Here is a 20,537-nt window from a genome sequence, read left to right as displayed (position 1 = left end):
CGTTGTTGAAGCGCCCGCCCCTCCGTCAGCGCGAGGCGCCAGCAGGAGCAGGGTCGCGACGGCGGCGCCGACCACCGCCTGCGGCCGCCGCGGGGCGACCGAAGCGGGCGAGGCGCGGAGGAGGGCGTGGGACGACGACGAACAGCACCGCGTTCACGAGGAGCGAGCCCTCGACATGGACCCGCCCCAGCAGTCGGCTGAGCGGGTGGAGCGGGATCTCCGGGAAGAGGAAGATCTGGCTCGTCATCGCCCAGTGCAGGGGATCGACGTCGGTGCGCAGCAGCAGCGGCAGCGCGAGCGAGTCCCCGCTCGTAGAGGATGTAGTGGCGCCACGGACCCGAGACGGGCACGGCGAGGGTGCGCGATCGCCGACGCGGTGACGGCAGGCGCTAGGGCTCAGCACCTCCCGCGCGGCCAGCCGCACGGCGTCTCCCGGCGGGGTCGGAGACCTCTGCGATCGGCTCCCCCATCCGGCGCCGCGCGCGAATCCGGAGCCGCAGGACGAGCAGGAGGTTCCGCGCGGAGGGTGTCGCGCGGGATCTTGGACGTGCCGTGCGTGCGGTCGACGAGGACGATGGGCACCTCCCTGGTCGCATCGGTTCGCGCGAGGGCCCGAGTGCTTGAGGGCGATCTGCAGTCACCGGGCGTACCCGGACGCGTCGACGTCCTCGACGTGGATGCGCCGCAGGAAGCTCCCGTGCTGAAGAGGTTGAAGCCGCCGGTCCAGTCCGTGAGCCGGGAGCCCAGGAGCAGTCGTGTGTAGATGTTGCCGCCCCAGCTCAGCAGCTTGCGGTCCAGGGTCCAGTCCGGCGTGCACGCCGCGGACGTAGCGCGACGCGACGACCAGATCCGCTCCCGCACGGACCTCCTCGAGGAATCGCGCCACATGCTTCGGATCGTGCGGCAGGTCGGCGTCCATCTGCAGGATCGCGTCGGGCGGGTGCTCGAGGAGAGGATCCGCTCGAACGCCCAGAGGTAGGCGGCTCCGAGTCCCTTCTTCTCGGCCCGGACGAGCACCTCGACCGAGAACCGGTCGGAGACGAGGCCCGCACCGACCTCGCGAGCCAGTTCGGCGGTGCCGTCGGGCGACGAGTCGTCGACCACGACCACGCGCACGACGGTGTCCGCCTCCCGGGCGGCGACCTCCGCGAGCCGTCGGGGAGCTCGCCGATGTCGGCGGCTTCGTTGTAGGTGGGGACGACGAGTGTCAGCGAGAGCATCAGGATCCGATTCGTACCGGGACGGCGGCGGCGGTGGACGCGGGCAGCCGAACATTATCAGCGCTTCCGCGGCCCTTCCGCCGAGTGGATGTCCGTGGAACGACTTCTCAGACGCCGTTCGCCTGCGAGGGGGTCACTCTTCAGATCCAGTGCGTAGTGTCGATTCCGTCGTGTTCGTCCGAGCCGATGGAGACGAGCCCGGAGGACACCCCGCACATGCCCCACCGCGAACCGGATCGCAGTGCTCGCAGGAGCACCGTCCGGACTGCCCGCGCCGAGGCGCGCGGCACCGGTGCGCGCGGCGTGCGGCGGTGCTCGATTCGCAGAAGGTGCGCTTCCTCCTGGCCGGGTGCACCAACACCGCGCTCGACTTCCTCGTCCTCAACGCGCTCATCCTGCTGCTGCACCTGCCGACCCTGGTCGCGAACGTCTTCTCGGTGCTCCTGGGCATCACGATCTCGTACGCGCTCAACCACTTCTTCGTGTTCCGTCACCCGGGTCGCATCAAGTGGTCGACCTTCGCGAAGTTCTTCGCCGTCACGGGCTTCAGCTCGCTGGTCCTGCAGTCGGTCGTCATCTGGGGCTTCGAGGTGTTCTTCGACACCCGTTTCGGCAACTCCCTGCTCTTCCTGCCCAGCTCCGGGCGAGAACGCGTTCCTCGCGATCAACGTGGCCAAGGCGTTCGCGGTGTTCGTCGGCCTGATCTGGAACTTCTGCATGTACAAGTTCGTCGTGTTCCGCGCTTCCGCGACGCCCCCGGTGCCCGCGCTCGAGACCGTGTCCCCGGCGGCCGTCGCCGTCGCCGGCGAGCCCCTCGGCGTCACCCGCTGAGGCTCAGGGCCGCTGCTCGGGCCCCGTGCTGGCCTCGTCGAGTTCTTCCGACGGAGCCTTCGCCCGTCGACGCCGCACCTCCGGAGGCTCCCATCGCCCGCTCGACGTTGCCCATCGCGGTGGTCGTGGTCACCCACTTCTCGGGTGAGGTCCTGCGCGCGTGCCTCGAGTCGATCCCGGAGGCGACCGAGCACGACGTGCACGTCGTCGTCGTGGACAACGCGACGACCGACGACTCGGTGCGCAGGGTCGTCGAGCGTCGTCCCGAGGTCGTGTTCCACGAGACGGGCGAGAATCTCGGCTACGGCAAGGCCGTCAACTACGCCGTCGACCGCCTGGGTCCGGAGTACGAGTGGATCCTGGTGACGAACCCGGACACCGTGTTCCTCCCCGGCTCGATCGACGCTCTCTACGCCGCGGCCTCCGCCGACTCCCGGATCGGCTCGATCGGCCCGCGCATCCTCGACTCGGACGGCACCGTGTACCCGTCGGCGCGCGCCCTGCCGTCGCTGCGCACCGAGGTCGGTCACGCCCTCTCGCGCGCGTCTGGCCCGGCAACCCGTGGTCGGCCCGGTACCGCCGCTCCCGAGCGGTCGGCACCCTCGAGCACGGGAGCATGACGGCCGGCTGGCTCTCGGGCGCCTGCGTGATGGTGCGCCGCACCGCGTTCGAGCAGATCGGCGGCTTCGACGAGCGCTACTTCATGTACTTCGAGGACGTGCAGCTGGGCGACTCGCTTGGCCGACTCGGCTGGACGAACCTCTACCTGGCGGACGCCCTGGTGTCGCACCTCGGCGGCCACTCGACGCGGCTCGCGTCCGCGCGCATGCTCGCGGTGCACCACCGCAGCGCCTACCTCTACCTCGCGCAGAAGTACGACGCCTGGTACCTGGCGCCGGGTGCGTCTCGGGGTGCGCATCGGGCTGCTCGCCCGAGTGGGGCTGATGCGCCTCGCCCTCACCGCTGAGGCAGAGCGGAGGCGCTCGTCAGCGCCCGAGTTCGAGCAGCCGCTTGAGGTAGGCGCCGTAGCCGCTCTTGACGAGGGGTGCGGCGAGGTCGGCGAGCTGGGTGTCGTCGATCCAGCCGTGGCGCCAGGCGATCTCCTCGATGCAGCCGATCTTGAACCCCTGACGCTGCTCGATCACCCGCGCGAACTCGGTCGCCTCGATCATCGAATCGAACGTCCCCGTGTCCAACCACGCCGTCCCACGGTCAGGACCTGCACGTTCAGCCGGCCCGACTCGAGGTAGCGCTCGTTGATCGTCGAGATCTCCAACTCCCCCGAGCCGACGGCTCGATCGTCTTCGCGATCGCGACGACGTCGTTGTCGTAGAAGTACAGACCCGGGACCGCGTAGTTGCTCTTGGGCGTCTCGGGCTTCTCCTCGATCGACAGAGCCCGGAACTCGCCATCGAACTCCACCACCCCGTACGCACGAGGATCCGCGACCTGGTACGCGAAGATCACCGCACCCTCGATGACCGTGTTCGCCGCCAACGCGGTGCCCAAAGCGTGATCCCGTGGAAGATGTTGTCGCCCAGCACCAGCGCGACGGAGTCGTCGGCCGATGAAGTCCTCACCGATCAGGAACGCCTGCGCCAACCCGTCCGGCGACTCCTGCACCGCATACGAGATCGACATCCCCAACGACGATCCGTCGCCCAGCAGAGCCCGGAACTGGTCGTTGTGCTCCGGCGTCGTGATCACCAGGACCTCATCGATCCCGGCCATCATCAACGTCGACAACGGGTAGTAGATCATCGGCTTGTCGTAGATCGGCATCAACTGCTTCGAGATGCCCTTCGTGATCGGCCACAACCGCGACCCCGACCCACCCGCCAGAACGATCCCCTTCATCGACCCGCCTCCTGCTCGTCGAGACCCGAGTAGTAGGCCCGAGCCTCGTCCCACGTCGGCGGGAGGCCCTGCGCCTCGGCCTCGGCCAGGGTCGGGGCGTCGGTGTCCTTCGGCGAGAGCAGCGGCTCGCCCGCCTCGGCCGGGGAAGCGGAGGCCGATCTGCTCGTCGAGCGGGTCGATCCCCTTCTCCCGCACCGGGTCGAAGGTCGAGTTCACCAGGTACGAGACGACGGCGCCCTCGGTCAGGGCGACGAAGGCGTGGCCGATGCCCTCGGAGATGTAGACGGAGCGGCGGTCGGCGTCGTCCAGCAGGATCGTCTCGTACTGCCCGAAGGTGGGCGACCCGACCCGGATGTCGACGACGTAGTCGAGCACCGCGCCCGAGAAGCACGACACGTACTTCGCCTGCGACGGCGGGATCTGCGCGAAGTGGATGCCCTGCACGGTGCCGCGCTTGGACACCCGGGAGGTGTTGCCCTGCTTCGGCGAGAGCGGGTGGCCGACCTTCTCGGCCAGGTGGTCGAAACGGTAGAACTCGAAGAACACCCCCCGGTCGTCGGGGAACTGACGCGGAGTGATCTCATAGACGTCGGGGATGTCGAGTTCGCGGATCTGCACGGGGGCCAGTGTAACGAGCGCGTGTTTCCAGGACGCGACGCCCGTGCGGGGCACCTCCCCGTCGGGCGCGGTGCGCCCCCTCCTCGCCGGACGGCGCCTCCGGCATGATGAACGGGTGACCTTCCTCCTCACGGGCGCCTCCGGCATGCTCGGCACCGACCTCCGCTCCGCACTCGGCGATCGACCCGTCACGGCCCTCGGCCGCCGCGACCTCGACGTCACCGATCTCGACGCCGTGCGCGCCGCGGTCGCGGGGCACGACGCGGTCCTCAACTGCGCCGCCTACACCCGCGTCGACGACGCCGAGAGCGACGAGGAGGAGGCGCGCCGGGTCAACGCGCTCGGTGCGCAGAACCTCGCCCTGGCCGCCGCCGAGATCGGCGCGGCGATCGTGCAGGTCTCGACCGACTACGTCTTCGACGGGATCCGCGACGAGCCCGTACCGCGAGGACCACCCGCGCGAGCCGATCTCGGCGTGCGGCCGCACCAAGGCCGAGGGCGAGGAGCTCGTGCTCGCCGCGAACCCGGAGCGCGGCTACGTGGTCCGAACTGCCTGGCTCTCTACGGGGCGCACGGCGGCAACTTCGCGAAGACCATGGTGCGCCTCGCCGGCTCGCACGAGACTCTCACCGTCGTCGACGACCAAGCGCGGACAGCCCACCTGGACGGGCGACCTGGCCGTGCGGATGATCGAGCTGATCGACTCCGCCGCCCCGTCGGGCGTCTACCACGGCACGAACGCCGGCGAGACGACGTGGTTCGGCTTCGCCCGCGCCGTGTTCGAGAAGGCCGGGCTCGACCCCGAGCGGATCCGCCCGACCGACAGCGGCAGCTTCGTCCGCCCCGCCCGCGCCCCTGCCGCCGTCCTCGGCCACGACGGCTGGAGCCGGGCGGGCCTCGCTCCGCTGCGCTCGTGGGAGGACGCGCTCGCCGCCGCCCCCTCGGGCGGTCACGCCGTGACCACGACCCTGCGCGTCGTCGTCGACCAGATGCTCGCCCGCGTCCCGGGCGGCATCGGCCGGTACACCGAGGAGCTGACCCGGGAGCTCATCGCGACCGCTCCGCGCGACTGCGAGGTCGAGGCCGTCGTCTCGGCGCATCCGCCCGAGAAGGAGGAGGAGCTGCGGCAGCGCCTCCGGTCTCGCCCGCATCCACCGACTGCACCTGGGTCGGCGCGAGCTCTCGCGGGCGTGGCAGTACGGCATCGGCATCCCGGCCGGCGGCGGCATGCTGCACGCGCCCAGCCTCTTCGCACCGCTGCGGAGTCACGAGGGCCGCGAGGGCGAGCAGATCGCGCGTGACCATCCACGACACCGTGCCGTGGACGCACCCCGAGACGCTGACGCCCCACGGTGCGAAATGGCACCGCGCCATGGCGAAGCGGGCGCAAGCACGCCGACGCCGTCGTCGTGCCCACCCACGCGGTCGCCCAGCAGCTGTCCGAGGTCCTCGATTTCGGCGACCGGCTGCGCGTGATCGGCGGCGCCGTCGGCTCCGCTCTCGGTGCTGCGACGACGCCGACGAGCGCGCTGCGGCTCTCGGACTGCCGGACGAGTACGTCCTGAGCGTCGGGACCCTCGAGCCCCGGAAGGGCCTCGTCTCGCTGATCACGGCGTTCCAGGGCGCGTCCGCCCCGCAGATCCCCCTCCTGATCGTCGGGCCGACCGGGTGGGGCGAGCTCGACATCGCCTCGGTCGCCGACGAGCAGGGTCTGGACGAGCACCGGGTGCGCGCCCTCGGCGTGCTGAGCGACGCCGACCTCGCCGTCGTCCTGTCCCGCGCGACGCTCTTCGTCTACCCCAGCATCGCGGAGGGCTTCGGCCTCCCGGTGCTCGAGGCGATGCACTTCGGTGTGCCGGTGATCCACTCCGACGACCCCGCCCTGCTCGAGGTCGCGGCCGATGCCGGAGTGGCCGTGGAGCGCGCGGTCGCCAAGGACTACCCGAGGCGCCTCGCCCTCGCGATGAGCAGCGTGCTCGCGGACACCGCGCTGCGCGAGCGGCTGTCGATCGCCGGTCGCGACCGTGCGCGCGCCTTCAGCTGGCGCGACTCCGCCGAGCGCGTCCTGGGCGCTGCACGCCGAGATCGGCGAGCCCGCGGGGCCCGTCGAGCTATTCCCGGAGTCGGGGAACAGCGCCTCGCGCACCATCGAGTGCACGAGGTCGTAGTCGGGGTCCGTCGGATCGATCGCCGGCGGCACCATCTCGACCGAGGAGACCGGCAGGCCCTTGGTCTTCAGCCCCAGCTGCACGAAGTAGCCCAGCATCCCCTGCGGCACGTCGGTCTTGATGACCTGGGATCCCGCCGCGGCGACGTCCTGGAACTTCGAGAGCACGTTGGCCGGCTCGAACTGGCGCAGCAGCGCCTCGCTGCACCTGGCGCTGCCGGTTCATCCGGTCGTAGTCGCTCGTCGTGTAGCGCGAGCAGGCGTAGGCGAGTGCCTGCTCGCCGTTGAAGTGCCAGTCGCCGGGGTCGATCCGCTGGTTCACGCCCTGCATGACGCCGTCGAGGTCGGGCAGGCCGCCCAGCGGCAGCGGATCCGGACCCGCGTAGGTCACGTCGATCCCGCCCAGCGCGTCGATGAGCTGCGCGAAGCCCTCCATGTCGATGAGCGCGTAGTACTGCACGGGGAGGTCGAGGATCCCCTCGACCGCGTCGCGCATCGCCTCGATGCCGGGCTCGCTCCCGTCGGCGACCGCGTCCGGGTAGAGCTCGGCGTTCTTCAGCTCGACCTCGGTGTAGATGGAGTTGAGCTGGCAGACGTCGACGTTGCAGTTGTAGGTGTTGTAGCCGTCCGGGTAGAGCTCGTGCATCGGGCTCCCGTCCGGGAACGGGATGTTGTGGAAGTCGCGGGGCAGGCCGATGATCGTCGCCTCGCCGGTGGAGGCGTCGAGGCTGACGACCGAGACGCTGTCCGGGCGCAGCCCCTCCCGGTCCTCGCCGGCGTCGCCGCCGAGCAGCATGATGTTGTACCGGCCGTCGACCGGAGCCTCCATCGCGCCCCCGCCGAAGATCGACGAGAGAGTGCCGCGCGTGACGCCGAGGAGGTACGTGCCGACTCCGGCCGTGCCGACCGGAGACGGCCAGCAGCGCGACGGTCGCGAACGCCAGCACCCCGCGCATCCTCGGCCGCACGCGGACGACCCGGATGAGCCGCAGGGTGTCGAGGGTCAGCACGAGCCAGACGACCGCGTAGATCACGAGCGCCGCCTGGAGCGCCAGCATCGACAGATCGAACGTCGCGAGGGTGTAGAGCCCCGTCGGGAAGACGAAGTAGAGGGCGACCGCGACCAGCAGAGCGGTCCACAGCGCGAGGGTGAACGCGAGCCCGAGCCGGCCGAGCCGGCGATTGCCCGCGAGGACCTGGGCGGAGCCGGGCACCAGGAAGTTGCCGACCAGCAGCCACCAGGCTCGGCGCGTCATGAACGTGCTGGACCGCACGTCCGGATGGCGCAGCGGCAGGGACACCGCCGTCACAGGCTCGCCACCAGGGCGTCGTTCTTCGCGGCGACCTGGGTCTGCGAGGATCCGCGGCGAACGCGACGAGCTTCTCGGAGAGGGCGTCGTCGGCCGCGGCGAGGATCTTGACGGCGAGCAGCCCCGCGTTGCGGGCTCCGCCGATGGAGACGGTCGCGACGGGGACGCCGGCGGGCATCTGCACGATCGAGAGGAGGGAGTCGAGGCCGTCGAGCCGGCGCGAGGCACCGGCACGCCGATCACGGGCAGCGGAGTCACCGCCGCGAGCATCCCGGGCAGGTGCGCGGCACCGCCCGCGCCCGCGATGATCGCCTTCAGGCCGCGCGACCGGGCGTCGCGACCGTAGGCGATCATCGCCTCCGGGGTGCGGTGCGCCGAGACGACCCGGACCTCGTGGGCCACGCCGAACTCGGACAGGGTCGTCGAGGCGGCCTGCATGACGGACCAGTCGGAGTCGGAGCCCATGACGACGCCGACGACGGGCGCAGATCCGTTCACGAGCGCGTCCGCGCTCACGTGGGGTCTCCCGGCGGGGGCGGGGGGTCGTCAGTCGGCTCGTCACGGCCACCATGGTACGTGTCAGTCGGTGAGAAGCGCCGCCGCGGCTCGCGCCTCGTAGACGACGCTCTCGGGCTCGTCGCCGGTCGCGTTCACGTGGCCGACCTTTCGCCCGGGGCGCGGCTGGCTTGGAGTAGTTGTGCACCTTCACGCCCGGGTGCTCGGCGAGGACGCGCGGGTAGCGATCGGTGAGGGACTCCCCCACCGGCCCGCCGAGCACGTTCACCATCACGGTCCACGGGTCCCGGCAGCCCGTCGCGCCCAGCGGCAGGTCGAGGACCGCGCGCAGGTGCTGCTCGAACTGCGAGGTCGTCGATCCGTCCATGGTCCAGTGCCCGCTGTTGTCGCGGCCGCATGCGCCAGCTCGTTCACCAGGATGCGGTCGTCCGTCGTCTCGAAGAGCTCGACGGCGAGGACACCGGTGACGCCCAGGCGCTCGGCGATCGACTCGGCGATCTCGGCGGCGGCCGCCGCGACACGACCGGCCGATGCCGGGGCGGGCGCGGAAGACCTCGGCGCAGACCCCGTCGCGCTGGACCGACTCGACCACCGGCCAGAGCATGGTCTCGCCCGAGGGCCGGCGGGCGATGAGCTGCGCGAGCTCTCGGCGGAACTCGACCAGCTCCTCGACGAGGAGCGAGCCGCCCCGGCCGTCCTCGGCGAGCGCCTCGAACCAGTCGTCGGCCTCCGCCGCGCCGCGCACGACGCGCACCCCTTGCCGTCGTAGCCGCCGCGCGCGGTCTTGACGACGGCGCGGCCGCCGTGATCGGCGAGGAACGCCGCCAGCTCGTCGGCCGACGAGACCTCCGCCCAGTCGGGGACCGGGAGGCCGAGGTCGGCGAGCCTGCGGCGCATGAGCAGCTTGTCCTGCGCGTAGAGGAGGCGTCGGGACCGGGGTGCACGGCGATCCCGCGGGCGACGAGCTCGCGCAGGATCGGCTGGGGCACGTGCTCGTGGTCGAACGTCACGACGTCGACCGTCTCGGCGAACGCCAGCACGGTGGCCTCGTCGCGGTAGTCGCCGACCTGCGTCGCGGCGAGCGCCGCGGGGGCTCCACGGTCTCGGCGAGCACGGCGATCTCGATCCCGAGCTCGACGGCCTCGGGGATCATCATCCTGGCGAGCTGGCCGCCTCCGATCACGCCGACGCGCATGGTGCTCCTCCGTCTCCGCCCGCTGGCGCGGGGCGGGACCATGGTACCGACGGGGAGTCCGGACGGATCACTCCGGCGGGAGGGTCCGGCCACTCCGGGACCGGCATCGGCGCCGCCGTGATCGCCTCCAGGAGCACGGAGGCGGTGAGCTCCGGTCCGAGCGGGTCCCGGAGCACGAACACGTCCTCGCCGTCCTGCACCAGGTGGACGTCCGCGCAGCGCGCCGGCCGCTGGGCCGGGAGTCCGCGACACGCTCACGCTCATCCGCGGGTCGAAGTCGACGACCGCGCGGCGCACCTGGCGAGACCGCGGCGGGCGTGCAGCCTCTGCGGGGTGATCCGGTAGCGGATGCCCGCCCAGCGGGCGAGTGCCGGAGGCGCAGAGGAGGAGGACGAGGACGGCGGTGCCGATCGCGATGATCCACCGCTGCAGCGCGAGGTCGAGCTGCGCGGCGAAGTGGAAGCCGGTCCAGGTCAGCAGCAGGAGCCCCACGACGGGAGCGACGGCCTTCCGCGCCCGCGGGGCGGGCCGCGCGAGCTCGCGCTCCCCGGTCATCGGAGGTGCTCACTCCGGCGCAGGTGCGTGACGTCGCCCGCCGAGAACGAGCGCCGTCCCGCCGGCAGATCGACGACGAGGCTCCCGTCGGCGTCGAGGGCCACGGCGTCGCCCTCGAGGACGGAGCCGTCCGGCAGCTCCACGCGGACGCGACGCCCGAGCGTGCCGCAGCGCTCCCGGACGGCGTCCGCGGTGCCCGCCGCCGTCCGCGTCGCCCCGTGCCAGCAGGGGCGCGAGCAGAGCCGACAGCTCAGTGAGGTACGCCGCCAGGACCGCGTCCGCGTCGGTACTGCGGGCCCCGACGAGCGAGAGCGACGTCGCGGTCGGCACGGGCGGCTCGTCCTCGCCGAGGAGCAGGTTCACCCCGGTGCCCAGGACCACGCGCCCGTCGGGCAGCCGCTCGGCGAGGATCCCGGACGTCTTGCGCTCGTCGAGGAGCACGTCGTTGGGCCACTTCACCGCGACCGGCACGTGGACGAGCGGAGCCAGGGCCCGGGCGAGGCGGCGCCGGCGACGAGCGGCAGCCAGCCGGCCGCCGCGGCCGGCAGAAGCAGACGCGTCGACGAGGATCGACGCGGCCAGCGCGCGCGCCGGGCGGCGCCTGCCACACGCGCCCGAGACGGCCGCGGCCGGCGCGCTGGTCGTCGGTGGCGACGACGGACAGGTGCGGCCACCCGGCGGGATCCGCCGTCGCTCGCTCGCGGAGGACGTCGTTCGTCGACCCCGCGCTCTCCGAGCCAGAGCACCTGCGGGGAGACGGAGCGGAGAGCGGGAGCTGCATCCCGCCACGGTACCCGCGCCTCCCGTCCGCCCGCTGGAGCAGCGGTGCTTGTCGACATCCTCCCGTCCCGGGCCGCGCTCCCTGTGGCCGGACGACAAGGGGCCGCCCCCACCCCCGCCGGTAAGGTGAGCGGGTGACCGCGAACATCGAACGTCCCGCGCCCGACATGTACACGACCGCGGGGAAGATCGCCGACCTCAAGGCCCGATACCACGAGGCGGTCACCGCGAGCGGCGAGGCCGCGATCCAGAAGCAGCACGCCAAGGGCAAGATGACGGCCCGCGAGCGCATCGACACGCTGCTGGACCCGGGATCGTTCGTGGAGCTGGACGAGTTCGTCCGCCACCGCACCCGCGCCTTCGGCATGGAGAAGAAGCGGCCCTACGGCGATGCCGTGGTCACCGGCACCGGCACCATCCACGGCCGTCAGGTCGCGGTCTACTCGCAGGACTTCACGATCTTCGGCGGCTCCTCGGCGAGGTCGCCGGCGAGAAGATCATCAAGGTGATGGATCTGGCCCTGAAGACGGGCGTCCCGATCATCGGCATCCTCGACTCCGGCGGAGCGCGGATCCAGGAGGGCGTCGTCGCCCTGGGCAAGTACGGCGAGATCTTCCGAGCGCAACACCGCGGCGAGCGGCGTGATCCCCCAGATCTCGATCATCTGCGGACCGGCGGCCGGTGGCGCCGTCTACTCCCCCGCGCTGACCGACTTCGTGATCATGGTCGACAAGACCAGCCAGATGTTCGTCACCGGCCCCGACGTGATCAAGACCGTCACGGGCGAGGACGTGGGCATGGAGGAAGCTGGGCGGGGCGCTCACGCACAACAAGATCTCGGGAGTCTCGCACTACCTCGCGAGCGACGAGAACGACGCGCTCGACTACGCGCGTACGCTGCTCTCCTTCCTCCCCGACAACAACCTCTCGCAGGCCCCGGTCTTCGACAACGAGGTCGACCTCGAGACCACCGACTCGGACCGCTTCCTCGACACGGTCATCCCGGACAGCCCCAACCAGCCGTACGACATGCGCGCCGTGATCGAGCACATCGTCGACGAGGGCGACTTCCTCGAGGTGCAGCCGCTGTTCGCCCCCAACATCGTCATCGGCTTCGGCCGGGTCGAGGGCCGCTCGGTCGGCATCATCGCGAACCAGCCGAGCGCCATGGCCGGCACCCTCAACATCGAGGCTGGAGAGAAGGCCTCGCGCTTCGTCCGCTTCTGCGACGCGTTCTCCCTCCCGATCCTCACCCTCGTCGACGTGCCCGGCTACCTCCCCGGCACCGATCAGGAGTGGACCGGCGTCATCCGCCGCGGCGCCAAGCTGCTCTACGCGTACGCCGAGGCGACGGTGCCGCTGGTCACCGTCATCCTGCGCAAGGCCTACGGCGGCGCCTACATCGTCATGGGCTCCAAGCAGCTGGGAGCCGACATCAACCTCGCGTGGCCCACCGCCGAGATCGCGGTCATGGGCGGCCAGGGTGCGGTCAACATCCTGTACCGCACCGAGATCAAGAAGGCCGAGGAGGCGGGCGAGGACGTCGCCGCCGTCCGCACGCGCTTGGCGAACGAGTACACGTACAACGTGGCGAGCCCGTTCCTCGCCGCCGAACGCGGCGAGCTGGACGGGGTCATCGAGCCCTCCGCGACCCGGGTCAGCGTGATCAAGGCGCTGCGGGCACTGCGCACCAAGCGCGCGAGACCTGCCCGCGAAGAAGCACGGCAACATCCCGCTCTGAGGCGTCGGCGGCAGCGGCCCCGGGCCGCGCCGCCGCCCCTGTTCAGCGTGGGCGCCGACGGCATCGACCGTCGGCGACGGAGGGAGGGCGAGGATGACCGCGGACTCCCTCGCCCGCCTGTCGATCTCGTACACCGACGACTTCCCGGTGCGGGGTGCCGCCATCTCGACCATCGGCTCCTCCTTCGGGGGCGAGACCGTCTCGGCGACCGACGACGTCGCCGCTCGGCTCGACGAGATCCAGCTCGACCTCGGCGAGGGGACCCTGCTGGGAGGCCTCCCGCCGGAGGACCCCGGTGCTCGTCGTCGACGTCCGGGCCGAGGCCGACCGCTGGCCGCTGTTCTCGGCGGAGGCGGGTCTGCTGCCACTGGCCTCGGTCTACGCCTTCCCGCTGCGCATCGCCGGGCTCGACGTGGGAGTGGTGGACCTCTACAACGTCCGCGCCGCCCCCTCTCGACGGCTGACATCGAGCGCATCCGCTCCCGATCTCCCGGAACGGCCCTGCGCGTCGTCGCCCAGGTGCTCACCGACGACGCGGGCGAGGCGAGCGCCAACGTGCACTCGCGGCGGCTCGTCCACCAGGCGACGGGCATGATCCTCGCCCGTCACGGCATCACTGCCGACGAGTCGCTCCTGCTGCTCCGGGCCCACGCGTTCGCCCAGGGCCGCCCGGTCTCGGAGGTCGCCGAGGAGATCGTCGACCGCCGCACCGGCTTCCCCCTCCTCCCCTCGAAATCTAGGATCGACAGCATGGCGGCCCGCACACGGGAGCACGACCTCATCGAGACGTTCGTGACTCTCTCCGACACCCTCGTCGACGACTACGACACGGTCGAACTGCTCCAGACCCTCGTCGACCGCAGCGTCTCGCTGTTCGACGCGGCGTCCGCGGGCATCGTCCTGCGCGATGCGAACGGGGTCGCCGAGGTCCTCGCGTCGACGGACGAGGACTCGCGGCTGATCGGGCTCCTCCAGCTCCGCGAGGAGGCCGGGCCCTGCCTCGAGTGCCTCACCACGGGCGAGGCGATCATCGTCGCCGACATCGAGGACGTGCGAGCGGCGTGGGGGCCCTTCCGCGATCGGGCCCTCGAGCTGGGGCTGCGCTCCGTTCACTGCGTGCCCATGCGGCTGCCGGAACGAATGCATCGGCTCGCTGAACCTGTTCCGCACGGAGACGGGGACGCTGCCCGACGAGGACGTCGCCGTCGTGCAGGCGTTCGCCGACGTCGCCACGATCGGGATCCTGCACCAGCGCGCGCTCGTCGAGAGCGACACCGTGCGCAGCCAGCTCCAGCACGCTCTGAACAGCCGGGTGCTGATCGAGCAGGCCAAGGGAGCCGTCGCCTACGCCCGCGAGATCTCGCCCGACGAGGCGTTCCAGCTCCTGCGGCGGCACGCCCGCTCGCACTCGACCGCGCTCACCGTCGTCGCGGGCCGGGTCGTGGCGGGCGAGCTGCGCCTGTAGGCGGGCGCCGACCGCACCGAGCGACCGGCGGTTCAGGCCGCGGTCGTCTCCGAGACAGCCTCCCGAGCCTCCGGGCGTGCGCCCAGTGCGCGAGCGAAGGCGAGGGCGTCGCGCGCCGAGAGGTCGGGCAGGTACGCGCGGGCGAGGGCGGTCCCGATCTGCGGGAGGCGCAGCGCGTCGGGAGTACGCGAGCCAGAGGCCTTCGTAGCGGGGGTGGAACTTCGCCTTGAAGCGGAACAGCGACGTGAATCCGTACGCCGGTTCGAGAGTCCGCGCGAGGAACTCGAGCAGCCGCGAGAGCACGGTCGGCTCCGGCGGCTCCTCGCCGTCCGCGACCGGAGCGGTCGCGAGCGGCGCACCCGAGAGCGAGACGAACTCGGCACCGTCCTCCCTTCGCCCGCAGGGCCGCCGAGAGCGATCAGGAACTCCATGATCCCCGGCATCGCATCGTCGAGCGGCGCATGAAGTCGAGGGTCCAGCCGACGACGGCGCCCTCGCGGCGCACCGGCAGCCAGCTGGTGACGCCCTGCAGGGACGCCGTCGGGGCCGACGGCGAGCAGGAGGGCGACCTCGGGATCGCGCGCCTCGTCGAGACCGCCCAGCGTGAAGCCCATCTCGGGCAGCGCCTTCTCGGCGACCCAGCGCTCCGAGAGGTCGACGACGCTGTTCGCGGTGGCGAGCGACAGCTCCGGCCAGGTGGTCCACTCGGCCCGGATGCCGAGCTTCAGACCGCGATTGAGCGGGTAGCGCACCTTCTGCCACTGCTTGCCCGTGAGCTCGAAGCCGGCGAGGTCGATCACGGTCTCCTCGCCGACCGAGACCGCGGACCAGCCGAGGGCGCCGAGCACGGGCAGCAGCTCGTCGTGCACGCTGTAGAAGACGGGCGACCAGCCGTGCTCGTCGCAGTGACGGAGGAAGCCGTCGACCACCTCGCGGCGGCACCCGGGAGCGCAGGCAGGATCGGACAGGGCGATCGCCACCCCTCCCACGACGCGGTAGGCCACGCCGCCCTGCGCCGTCCGGAGCGATCCAGTGGTCGTTGCCCTGCCACGTGCCCTGATGACCCAGGCTGCCGGCACCGTGCCGGGCCAGGATCCCGCGGTACCGCGCCTCGTCGCCGTGCAGCCGCTCGGCGTCCGTCGCCCGCAGCAGCGCCAGGACGGCGATGATGACCACGAGCCAGAACACCGGTCCGACCCACTCGAAGACGGACCGCGCGAGCGGCTCCCGGGGCACGGCGATCCGTCCGGCTCCGCCCAGGAAGACCACGGGGACGAAGCGCAGCAGGCCGTCCACCACGAGCCGGGCCGTGCCGACGGCCGGCTCGAAGCTCGACCGCGCGGCGAAGGCGAGGGCCAGGCAGCCGCCCAGCCCGACGGCGAAGGACGCGGCGACGACGCGCCGCCAGCGTCGGGCGGCCGCGCGCGGGGCGCGGATCCGGGTGGCGCCGCCCGCCGATGAGGAGCGCCATCACCGCGAGCGGCACCAGAACGGTCGTCGCCACCCAGAGCAGGTACTCGGTGTAGTGCGCGAATTCGGGGTGCCGTGCCGTCCGCTGGAGCGAGAGGACGTCGAGCACGACGATGGCGCCGTTCACACCGAGGGCGAGGACGAGCCCGAGGCGCCGCCCGGACCGCAGGCCTCCGGCGGCCACGAGCAGCAGGACCATCGGCACGAAGGCCAGCAGGATCGCTCCGGGCTCGGCGAGGCTGAGCCTGACGTGGTGCGTGCAGTGCCGCGCGAGGCGGGTGCACGGGTCCTCGAGGTCACCCGTCCCGGTGAACGCGTTCTGGAGCAGTCGGCCGAGGAACGAGAAGGGACCGTACCCGGAGTCGGAGAGCACGGCCACCAGCGGTCCCAGAGCGGTGACCGCCACGATCACGGCGAGGAGGCCCCGCGACTCGCGATGCGAGCTGGGTGCGATCCGGCGGGGCGGAGCCCTGCGACTCCGCCCGACAGGACCGCGCCGAGCACGAGACCCGCGAGCCCGGCGAGCAGGCGGTGGACGTCGGCGGAGTCGCCGGCGTAGAGCACGAACATCAGCACGACGGCGAAGGTCGTCACCCGCAGTCTGCGGCGCCACAGCGCACCCGTGACGGCCGTGGAAGCCATCAGCGCGCCGACCGCCCCGATCAGAGGATCGAAGGTGAGGTCGCCGAGGGTGTCGCTCGCCCCACCACTCGCCTGCCGCGGCTCCCACGACCTGCAGGAGCGACCCGGTCGTCACTCCGATCGCGCCCGTGACGACGAACGAGAGCGCGGTGCGCAGCGGCCCGAGGCGCCGTTCGGCGATCACGAGCACCACGGAGCACCAGTGACCGCGTCGAGGACGAGCTGCAGCGGATCCGAGGCGATGAGCAGAGCCGTCACCGCCGTCCAGGGGCGCCCGGCGAGGGTCGTGCCCGGTCCCGCGGCCCACGTCTGCCCGGTGAGCGCCGAGGGCGGGTCCCGCCGTCGTTCCGGCGAGGGTGCTCGCGACCAGGAGGAGGGACACGACCGCCACGGCGACGGGCGAGCGGCGCGCCCCCGCGATCACGGAGCGGGCGGCGGCGGAGGCGCGCGGAGGGATCCACGACGGCACGATGGGACTCCCGGTTCGAGAACGGTGCGGTCGTCGCTCCAGCGGCGTCCGGCGTCAGCATAATGACACCCCGCCGCGCGTCGGCCGCGAGTGGCATGCGGTACCGTCGCGGGATGAGTGCTCAGGACTCCTCCCCCTCCGTCGTGATCTCCACCCCCGGTTCTCGGCGATCGCGAGATCGCCGCCTTGCTGACCGCTGTCGTCACCGCCCTCGCCGCTCAGGCGGCCGACGTGCCGGAGGAATCGGCCGAGCTCGTGAGCGGCTGGAACGACCGCTCGAACGCCGTCCGCGCGCCGCTGCACCTGGCCCCGGGCCTGGCGCTCGTTCTCCGGCTGAGCCCCACCGGGCGGCTGTCGCCCGTCCAGGGGGACGCCTTCCGTAAGAGCCTCGAATTTGGTACCCCGATTAGTCCCACTAAAGTGACGACTATCTGGGGGCGTCCGGACTGAGCATGATTATCCGTGTTAGGTGTTCACTCCTCGGAGAGAGCATCGCCAATCACTCGCCGACCAGGGTAACGAGGCGGGTGTTTTGGGGGCGAGTGAGGGCGATATTCGGGTTATTGCCCTCACTCGGGGTTTGACGGCAGGCTGGGCCCCCTCTTCGGAGGAGTGGACAGCCCGCCGCACTCTTCTGACCGGTCCGTTCCGGTGCCCCGGTGCGGCACGGTTCCGCGATCGGGTCGGGCGGGGAGCGACGTCAGGCGGGCTCCTCGTCGACGGCGGCGCACCTCCGAGACCCCCGAGGCCGGGAGGCTACGCGCCGCGCCCGTCGCGGCGGATCTCGACCCAGGCGTCGACCTCGTCCGCGGAGTCGTCGGAGCCCAGCGCGCCGGCACCGCCGTCGTCCGCCGTCCGCAGACCGACCACCGTCACGGCCGACGGCGAGTCGGCGGAGGCGGTCCGCACGACGATGCGGTCCACGCCGTCGCGGATCCCTCCGAGCGCCTGGGCGAGCTCGCTCAGCACGCGACTGCTCTCCTCCTCGGAAGTGTGGTCGAGCCCGCCGTCATCGAGCACCGAGACGGTCACTCCCCGTCGACGCGCGTCGAGGACCAACCGGCGGACCCGGTCGTCCAGCAGCCGCCGGCCCCGGATCTCGTCGCGCACGGACGCCTCGAGGAGACGGCACTCGCGGCGCTCCTCGTCCGACAGCCCCGAGCCGCCCGTGGCGATGCGGCGGAGCATCTCGGAGGCGATGGCGCGGGTCTGATCCAGGCGCACCTCGCGCTCGGAGAGGTGCGCCTCCTCCGCCGCCCGCCACGACGTCGCCGCGCGTTCGGCCGCCTCGAGGACGCGCGCCTCCGAGCCGGCCCGGCCGAGCTCGATGATGAGCAACTGCGCGATCCCGACCCAGAGCGAGACCGCCGATGACGCCGAGCGTCGCGAGGGCGATCGGGCCGGCCCACGCCACGGTGTGGACGGCGAGGAAGAGCATGCCTGCCCAGGCGAAGGCGGGGCGGCTGCGCGCGCAGACGATGGTCATGAGCGTGCCGACAGCCGCGATGTACCACGTGGAGTACCCGTTCGACGCGGTGGGGTCCTGCGTCGGTGCGACCAGGAGCGGGAGGGCGATCGCGACCGCCGTCATTCCGGCGGCGAGCGCCGACCTCCATCCGGGTCGTCGATCCCGGCCACAGGGCGAGGACGGTCGCCGCGACGTAGACGGCGACCGCGACCAGGTCGAAGACGCTCGCGGGCGAGGATTCCGGAACGAGAAGAAGGCGAGGACGACGTGGTAGAGCGAGAAGCCGGCGCCGAGCGCGTAGAGCAGCGGTCGCGGGTAGGCGATCACGAGCGCGCTCCCGACCGGACCGCCTGCGCGGCCGCGGTCCAGGCGATGCTGACCCGCGTGCCCCGCCCCGGACTCGACTCGACCCCGGCCTCTCCGTCGACGTTGTGGACCCGCTCGAGGATCGAGAGGCGGATCCCGAGGCGCTCGCGCGGCACCTCGGACACCCGGAAGCCCCGTCCGTCGTCCTCGACCACGACCGCGACCGCATCTCCGCGGAGCAGCCCGGTGACGCTCCTGCGCACCCGATCGCTCAGGCCTGCGTGCTGGACGCTGTTCGTGAGCGCCTGCCACACCGCGCCGAGCACGGCCTCGGCGACCGCGCGCGGGACCGCGTCGGTCCTCCCGTCGGCACCGTCGGCGATCCGCACGTCGTTCACCGCCGAGAACGTGGAGGCGGCGTGCGCGAGCTGACGCTCGACCAGCTCGAGGGGCACCGCTCCCTCCGCCACCTCCGACTCCTTCTCGGGGAGCAGGACCGCCAGCGTCCGCCGCGCCATGGAGGCGACGAGCGAGCGCTCGGCCGGCGACTCGGCGGTGGCCGCGGCGAGCAGAGTGGCCAGCACGTTGTCGTGCACGAGAGCGTCGACCTCGATCCGCTCGACCTCGCCCGCGTGCTGGCGCATGGCGGCCTCGTACTGCTCCATCGCGGTCGTCTGGGCCCGATCGACCTCGTCGGCCGACTGACGCAGCACCGTGATGAGGACCATCATGACGAAGCCCACGATGCCGACGTAAAAGGCGTCGAGCACCGCGCGGGTCGGCTCCGCCGCGCCACCGGCGGGGAGCACGCGCAGGACGCCGAAGAGGACGGGGGTGAGGACCGCGTACACGATGACGACGCGCAGCGGAGCGACCACGGTGCAGAAGGCGGTCCCGATCGTCAGCAGGTAGTAGACCCAGGGCGTGTCCGTCGCGACGCCCGGCTGGACCGCGAGCGGCCAGGTCAGGAGCGCGATCAGGAGGCCGCCGGCGGCGAGCACGGCGGTGACCCTGGTGCCGCGCCCCAGCACGGCGGTGACGACCGACGCCGCCATCGCACCGAAGACGAGCACGAGCACCGGCCACGCGACCGCGGGCACGAGGTCCGGCAGCTGGTTCAGGATCGGCGGGATCGTCTGCAGGGCGAAGCCGAAGCCGAAGAACGAGACGACCGTGCCGATGATGCGGTCGATGCGCGTCCGGTTGGCGTGCGCGCGGGCGGGAGCGACCTCAGCGGCCGACATCGCCGTCGTCCGGATCGATGCCGGGCAGGATCCCGTCCTCCACGGCGCGGCGCAGGAGGTCGACCTTGGTGGGCGCCGGCCGGCTGATCTCGACGTACTTGTCGCGGATCCGGTCGAGGTACTCCTTGGCCGTCGACACCGAGATCTGCAGCCGGTCGGCGACGAGCTTCAACGGCAGACCGGAGGCGTACAGGTGCAGGACATCGCGTTCGCGGCGACCCAGCACGGCCCGGGCGAAGTCGTCGTCGGCGTCGATCGCCGACGCCCACTCGAGGTTGTTCAGCACCTCGCCCCGGGCGACCGTCCGGATCGCGGCGACGACCGTCGACATCGGGGAAGACTTCGGGATCACGCCGGCGGCACCGGCGGCGAGCGCCTCCCGCACCGCGACGACCCGGTCGGCGATGCTGTGCACGAGGACGGCGGATCCGCGGACCTGGCCCCACTTCACGTTGGCGGTGATGCTCGATCCGTCGTTCAGCGAGAGGTCCAGGACCAGGACCTCGATCTCGGCTCCGCCGACCACCTGCTCGAGCGCTCGGACCGTCTCTGCGGCGGCGACCACGTGCATCCCCGCGGCATCGATCGCGGCGGCGACCCCGAGGCGCACCGACTCGTGGTCGTCGACGATGGCCACGCGCACGCGCGGATCCTCGGCGGGCTCAGCGTTCATCCGTCCACTC

14 protein-coding genes and 12 pseudogenes are annotated in these 20,537 nt (G+C 71.9%); 11 read left to right on the top strand and 15 right to left on the bottom strand.

Annotated elements, in window-relative coordinates; translation table 11 throughout:
- Nucleotides 1–25: 25 nt before the first annotated feature.
- Nucleotides 26–403, bottom strand: a complete 378-nt coding sequence (locus tag AC0CII_RS01575; RefSeq protein WP_465228479.1) for a hypothetical protein — start codon at nucleotides 401–403, stop codon at nucleotides 26–28.
- Nucleotides 397–1,275 carry a glycosyltransferase gene (locus AC0CII_RS01570; protein ID WP_465228478.1) on the bottom strand — a complete coding sequence of 293 codons (879 nt, stop codon included), beginning with the start codon at nucleotides 1,273–1,275 and terminating at the stop codon, nucleotides 397–399. Before AC0CII_RS01570 ends, AC0CII_RS01575 begins: the two co-directional genes overlap by 7 nt.
- Nucleotides 1,276–1,531: 256 nt before the next feature.
- Between AC0CII_RS01570 and AC0CII_RS01565 the strand changes: the two genes are divergently transcribed.
- Together AC0CII_RS01565 and AC0CII_RS01560 are read left to right on the top strand one after the other, a co-directional pair.
- Nucleotides 1,532–2,671, top strand: coding sequence for a GtrA family protein (locus tag AC0CII_RS01565; protein WP_465228477.1), 1,140 nt, complete (start codon nucleotides 1,532–1,534; stop codon nucleotides 2,669–2,671).
- Nucleotides 2,668–3,018, top strand: a complete 351-nt coding sequence (locus AC0CII_RS01560) for a glycosyltransferase (protein WP_465228476.1) — start codon at nucleotides 2,668–2,670, stop codon at nucleotides 3,016–3,018. The genes AC0CII_RS01565 and AC0CII_RS01560 overlap by 4 nt, the downstream gene beginning before the upstream one ends.
- A 19-nt stretch (nucleotides 3,019–3,037) precedes the next feature.
- On the opposite strand, the gene AC0CII_RS01555 is transcribed toward AC0CII_RS01560, so the two are convergent.
- The 3 genes and pseudogenes from AC0CII_RS01555 to AC0CII_RS01545 form a co-directional block, all read right to left on the bottom strand.
- Entirely contained in the window at nucleotides 3,038–3,223 is a 186-nt protein-coding gene (locus AC0CII_RS01555; RefSeq protein WP_465228475.1) for a hypothetical protein, read from the bottom strand.
- Nucleotides 3,224–3,278: 55 nt separating this feature from the next.
- Nucleotides 3,279–3,845, bottom strand: a pseudogene (locus AC0CII_RS01550) (sugar nucleotidyltransferase); the annotation flags it as partial.
- 59 nt (nucleotides 3,846–3,904) lie between these two features.
- Nucleotides 3,905–4,526, bottom strand: a pseudogene (locus AC0CII_RS01545) (dTDP-4-dehydrorhamnose 3,5-epimerase family protein).
- On the opposite strand from AC0CII_RS01545, the pseudogene AC0CII_RS01540 reads away from it, so the two are divergent.
- Both AC0CII_RS01540 and AC0CII_RS01535 read left to right on the top strand, forming a co-directional pair.
- Nucleotides 4,504–5,827 (top strand): annotated as a pseudogene (locus AC0CII_RS01540) (SDR family oxidoreductase). The pseudogenes AC0CII_RS01545 and AC0CII_RS01540 overlap by 23 nt on opposite strands.
- Before the next feature lie 71 nt (nucleotides 5,828–5,898).
- Nucleotides 5,899–6,489 (top strand): annotated as a pseudogene (locus AC0CII_RS01535) (glycosyltransferase); the annotation flags it as partial.
- A gap of 148 nt (nucleotides 6,490–6,637) precedes the next feature.
- Here AC0CII_RS01535 and AC0CII_RS01530 read toward each other — a convergent pair.
- The 5 genes and pseudogenes from AC0CII_RS01530 to AC0CII_RS01510 all read right to left on the bottom strand — a co-directional run.
- Nucleotides 6,638–7,489, bottom strand: a complete 852-nt coding sequence (locus AC0CII_RS01530) for an LCP family protein (RefSeq protein WP_465228600.1) — start codon at nucleotides 7,487–7,489, stop codon at nucleotides 6,638–6,640.
- 510 nt (nucleotides 7,490–7,999) lie between these two features.
- Nucleotides 8,000–8,468 (bottom strand): annotated as a pseudogene (gene purE / locus AC0CII_RS01525) (5-(carboxyamino)imidazole ribonucleotide mutase).
- A gap of 114 nt (nucleotides 8,469–8,582) precedes the next feature.
- Nucleotides 8,583–9,714, bottom strand: a pseudogene (locus AC0CII_RS01520) (5-(carboxyamino)imidazole ribonucleotide synthase).
- A gap of 551 nt (nucleotides 9,715–10,265) precedes the next feature.
- Nucleotides 10,266–10,373: a hypothetical protein gene (locus tag AC0CII_RS01515; protein WP_465228474.1), complete on the bottom strand. Its 108-nt coding sequence runs from the start codon at nucleotides 10,371–10,373 to the stop codon at nucleotides 10,266–10,268.
- A 331-nt stretch (nucleotides 10,374–10,704) separates the two neighbouring features.
- A pseudogene (locus tag AC0CII_RS01510) lies at nucleotides 10,705–11,058 on the bottom strand (hypothetical protein); the annotation flags it as partial.
- 158 nt (nucleotides 11,059–11,216) lie between these two features.
- On the opposite strand from AC0CII_RS01510, the pseudogene AC0CII_RS01505 reads away from it, so the two are divergent.
- The 5 genes and pseudogenes from AC0CII_RS01505 to AC0CII_RS01485 all read left to right on the top strand — a co-directional run.
- A pseudogene (locus AC0CII_RS01505) lies at nucleotides 11,217–11,620 on the top strand (carboxyl transferase domain-containing protein); the annotation flags it as partial.
- A 70-nt stretch (nucleotides 11,621–11,690) separates the two neighbouring features.
- Nucleotides 11,691–11,912, top strand: a pseudogene (locus AC0CII_RS01500) (carboxyl transferase domain-containing protein); the annotation flags it as partial.
- Complete coding sequence (locus AC0CII_RS01495; RefSeq protein ID WP_465228599.1) at nucleotides 11,857–13,254, top strand: acyl-CoA carboxylase subunit beta; 1,398 nt, start codon at nucleotides 11,857–11,859, stop codon at nucleotides 13,252–13,254. The pseudogene AC0CII_RS01500 and the gene AC0CII_RS01495, both read left to right, overlap by 56 nt.
- A 55-nt stretch (nucleotides 13,255–13,309) precedes the next feature.
- A pseudogene (locus AC0CII_RS01490) lies at nucleotides 13,310–13,861 on the top strand (ANTAR domain-containing protein); the annotation flags it as partial.
- A 136-nt stretch (nucleotides 13,862–13,997) separates the two neighbouring features.
- Entirely contained in the window at nucleotides 13,998–14,255 is a 258-nt protein-coding gene (locus AC0CII_RS01485; protein WP_465228473.1) for an ANTAR domain-containing protein, read from the top strand.
- A gap of 243 nt (nucleotides 14,256–14,498) precedes the next feature.
- Here the strand turns inward: AC0CII_RS01485 and AC0CII_RS01480 are convergent.
- Both AC0CII_RS01480 and AC0CII_RS01475 read right to left on the bottom strand, forming a co-directional pair.
- Nucleotides 14,499–14,588, bottom strand: a pseudogene (locus AC0CII_RS01480) (hypothetical protein); the annotation flags it as partial.
- Nucleotides 14,589–14,728: 140 nt separating this feature from the next.
- Nucleotides 14,729–15,235, bottom strand: a pseudogene (locus AC0CII_RS01475) (phosphatidylglycerol lysyltransferase domain-containing protein); the annotation flags it as partial.
- Nucleotides 15,236–17,013: 1,778 nt separating this feature from the next.
- Between AC0CII_RS01475 and AC0CII_RS01470 the strand changes: the two are divergent.
- A complete protein-coding gene (locus AC0CII_RS01470; RefSeq protein WP_465228598.1) occupies nucleotides 17,014–17,286 on the top strand; it encodes an acyl-CoA carboxylase epsilon subunit in 273 nt (90 codons plus the stop codon).
- Between the two features lie 306 nt (nucleotides 17,287–17,592).
- Here AC0CII_RS01470 and AC0CII_RS01465 read toward each other — a convergent pair whose 3' ends face one another.
- Nucleotides 17,593–18,174 (bottom strand): hypothetical protein, encoded by a 582-nt coding sequence (locus AC0CII_RS01465; protein ID WP_465228472.1) that lies wholly within the window; start codon nucleotides 18,172–18,174, stop codon nucleotides 17,593–17,595.
- 98 nt (nucleotides 18,175–18,272) lie between these two features.
- Between AC0CII_RS01465 and AC0CII_RS01460 the strand changes: the two genes are divergently transcribed.
- Nucleotides 18,273–18,578, top strand: coding sequence for a hypothetical protein (locus tag AC0CII_RS01460; protein ID WP_465228471.1), 306 nt, complete (start codon nucleotides 18,273–18,275; stop codon nucleotides 18,576–18,578).
- A gap of 49 nt (nucleotides 18,579–18,627) precedes the next feature.
- On the opposite strand, the gene AC0CII_RS01455 is transcribed toward AC0CII_RS01460, so the two are convergent.
- Nucleotides 18,628–19,854, bottom strand: coding sequence for a sensor histidine kinase (locus tag AC0CII_RS01455; protein WP_465228470.1), 1,227 nt, complete (start codon nucleotides 19,852–19,854; stop codon nucleotides 18,628–18,630).
- Complete coding sequence (locus tag AC0CII_RS01450) at nucleotides 19,841–20,527, bottom strand: response regulator transcription factor (protein ID WP_465228469.1); 687 nt, start codon at nucleotides 20,525–20,527, stop codon at nucleotides 19,841–19,843. The genes AC0CII_RS01455 and AC0CII_RS01450 overlap by 14 nt, the downstream gene beginning before the upstream one ends.
- Nucleotides 20,528–20,537: the final 10 nt, after the last annotated feature.

Source organism: Rathayibacter sp. AC182 (genome assembly GCF_979253875.1).
Note: the sequence above shows the minus strand (reverse complement) of the source record. Positions and strands in the feature narration are given on the sequence as shown.

Coding starts and splice junctions, on each gene's coding strand:
- AC0CII_RS01455 (WP_465228470.1), bottom strand. CDS start 19,854: ATGTCGGCCGCTGAGGTCGCTCCCGCCCGCGCGCACGCCAACCGGACG.
- AC0CII_RS01560 (WP_465228476.1), top strand. CDS start 2,668: ATGACGGCCGGCTGGCTCTCGGGCGCCTGCGTGATGGTGCGCCGCACC.
- AC0CII_RS01450 (WP_465228469.1), bottom strand. CDS start 20,527: ATGAACGCTGAGCCCGCCGAGGATCCGCGCGTGCGCGTGGCCATCGTC.
- AC0CII_RS01570 (WP_465228478.1), bottom strand. CDS start 1,275: ATGTTCGGCTGCCCGCGTCCACCGCCGCCGCCGTCCCGGTACGAATCG.
- AC0CII_RS01530 (WP_465228600.1), bottom strand. CDS start 7,489: ATGCTGCTCGGCGGCGACGCCGGCGAGGACCGGGAGGGGCTGCGCCCG.
- AC0CII_RS01460 (WP_465228471.1), top strand. CDS start 18,273: ATGCCTGCCCAGGCGAAGGCGGGGCGGCTGCGCGCGCAGACGATGGTC.
- AC0CII_RS01555 (WP_465228475.1), bottom strand. CDS start 3,223: ATGATCGAGGCGACCGAGTTCGCGCGGGTGATCGAGCAGCGTCAGGGG.